Source organism: Candidatus Protofrankia californiensis (genome assembly GCF_900634765.1).
Classification (GTDB): Bacteria; Actinomycetota; Actinomycetes; order Frankiales; family Frankiaceae; genus Protofrankia; species Protofrankia californiensis.
Genome location: NZ_CAAAFT010000077.1, coordinates 13,091 through 15,783, shown reverse-complemented (window position 1 = coordinate 15,783; position 2,693 = coordinate 13,091). Strand labels below are relative to the sequence as shown.

General features: G+C 70.9%; 2 protein-coding genes. Both read right to left on the bottom strand.

All coding sequences use genetic code 11. The features are described 5' to 3' along the window. Positions 1 to 146: 146 nt before the first annotated feature. Entirely contained in the window at positions 147 to 1,085 is a 939-nt protein-coding gene (locus DD1DGNOD_RS04880) for an NADP-dependent oxidoreductase (protein ID WP_131769547.1), read from the bottom strand. 57 nt (positions 1,086 to 1,142) lie between these two features. Beyond that, positions 1,143 to 2,585, bottom strand: a complete 1,443-nt coding sequence (locus DD1DGNOD_RS04875) for an aldehyde dehydrogenase family protein (protein ID WP_131769550.1) — start codon at positions 2,583 to 2,585, stop codon at positions 1,143 to 1,145. Positions 2,586 to 2,693: the final 108 nt, after the last annotated feature.

Here is a 2,693-nt window from a genome sequence, read left to right as displayed (position 1 = left end):
GGTCAGGTGACATCGGCCAAGTGATGCCGGCCAAGTGATGCCGGCCGATCCGGTGATGCCGGTCGGCCGGCCCACTACCTGACAGTAATAATTAATAACCGATGGTAATAAGTGCCATCATGACCGGCCGGCGTCACACCGACCGGTCAGAACTCGAGGACGAGACGACCCCTGGTACCGCCCGCCTCCAGGATGCGGTGCGCCTCGGGCGCCTGCTCCGCTGGGAAACTGCCTGCGACGCGCAGGGTGACGGCACCGTCTTCGACGAGCTGGCGCAGCCGGTCGAGCTTGCCCTGCTCCCGCAGGTAGGACGCGACAAGCACCTGGTGCACGGTGATGCCGCGTACGGTCTCACCCGCGAACGGGCGGACCGCGGCGATCTGCCCGCCGTCACGCACGGCCGGCAGGACGAGCGCGTTCTGGACGGCGCCGTCGACCAGCGCGTCCACGCCACCGGGCACCGCGGCGAGAATCCGGTCGGCGACGTCGTCCCCACGCCGGACGACGATGTCGGCACCGAGGTCATGAACGAGCTGTTCGTCCTTGTCGGAGGCATCGGCCACGACCCGCAGACCGTCGACCTTGGCCAGCTGGACGACGTATCCCCCGCAACAGCCGGCGGCACCCGTCACCGCGAGCGTCTGGCCCGGCTTCAGCGCGAGCAGGTCCAGGGCCAGCCGCGCGGTGAGGCCGTTCATCGGCAGCGTCGACGCCTCGACGTCGCTGGCTCCGGCCGGTACCCGGACCACGGATTCGACCGGTACCACGATCTGCTCGGCGTAGGCTCCCTGCGATCCGGACGGCAGCACGATCGCCATGACGTGCTCGCCGACCGTGAGGTCGGTCCTGGCGCCCTCGCCAATCTCGTCGAGGACGCCGGCGGCGTCCATCCCCGGCACGTACGGCGGAGGGTTCCTGCTCAGGGCCTTCGCGCGGGCGCCGTTGCGCGTGAAGGTGTCGGTGGGGTTGACGGTGGCGGCGTGTACCCGGATGCGTACTTGACCGGGGCCGGCGTGCGGCTCGGGCAGTTCCACGACTTTCAGGGCCTCCGGCCCGCCGAATTCGATGACTCCTACAGCTCTCATACCCGCGGCAACCAGGCGGATGCGGAAATACTTCCGCCGTTCACGGACCGACGCAGGTCACAGATCGATGCCGGTGAGGACGAGAACACGCTCGACGGTGAGGTCGTCCATGGCCGCACGCACGCCCTCCCGTCCCACGCCGGACTCCTTGACGCCGCCGTAGGGCATCTGGTCAGCCCGGTAGGACGGGACATCCCCGATGATCACCCCGCCGACGTCGAGCTGGCGGTAGGCGTGGAACGCCGTCGTCACATCGTGGGTGAAGACCCCGGCCTGCAGTCCGTAGGGGCTGTCGTTGATCCGGGCCAGCCCGTCGTCGAGCCCGTCGACCGGCTCGATGACGAGCACCGGCCCGAACGCCTCCTCCCGCACCACCCGCGCCTCGGACGGCACGCCCCGCAGCACAGTCGGCGTGATGGACGTCCCGTCCCGCTTACCGCCCGTCACGACTGTCGCGCCGGCGTCCACGGCCTCGGCGATCCAGCGCTCGACCCGTTCCGCCGCCGCCAGATCGATCAGCGGCCCGACCTCGGTCGCTTCGTCGGCGGGATCACCGGTGCGCAACCGCTCGACCGCGGCCGTCACCTCGCCCAGCAACTCCTCGTACACGCCGCGCTCGGCATACACCCGCTGGACGGCGATGCAGGACTGGCCGGCCTGGTAGTTCGAGAACGTCGCGATCCGCTGCGCCGCCCAGCGCAGGTCCTGCGACGACGACCAGTCGGCGGCCACGAGCACCGCCGCGTTGCCACCCAGTTCGAGGACGACGTGCTTGCGGGGCACGGCGTCTCTGATCGTCCAGCCGACCGCCGCGGAGCCGGTGAACGAGACCACCGGCAGCCGGGAGTCCGCGACCAGATCCGCCATGGCCTCGTTCGGCACGGTCAGCACCGACCACGAGCCCTCGGGCAGGTCGGTCTCGGCAAGCAGCTCCGCGAGCAGCAGGGACGACAGCGGGGTCTTCGGCGCCGGCTTGATGATGACGGGCGCGCCGACGGCCAGCGCGGGCGCGACCTTGTGCGCGACGAGGTTCAGCGGGAAGTTGAACGGCGTGATCCCCAGCACGGCGCCGCGGGGGACGCGCCGGACCATGGCGAGCCGCCCGACCCCCGCCGGGTCGGTGTCAAGCCGCTGAAGCTGCCCCGACCAGCGCCGGGCCTCCTCCGCGCCCCAGCGGAAGGTCGACGTCGCCCGGGCGACCTCAGCGCGTGCCCAGGTCAGCGGTTTACCGCTCTCGGCGGTGATGAGCGCGGCGATCTCCTCACCGCGCTCGGCGATCCGGCCGCTGACGTGGGTGAGGGCGGCGGCCCGGCCATGCACCGACATGGCGGACAGCGCCTGCGCGGCCCCCACGGCCGCGGCCACCGCCGCGTCCACCTGCCCCGCGTCCGGCTGCGAGACCGTGGCGATCGGACGACCGTCCCACGGGTGACGCACCTCGAAGTTCGTCGAACCCGTCGCCGGTCGACCCGCCACCCAGAACGGTTCGACCTTGCCCATGGATGCCACCACTCCACCTTCGTGCACAAGACGCTCAGAAGGACGACGCCACGCGGGACGGGACAACATCGGGATACCGAACAACCGGCAACCTCCGGACCTCCGGAC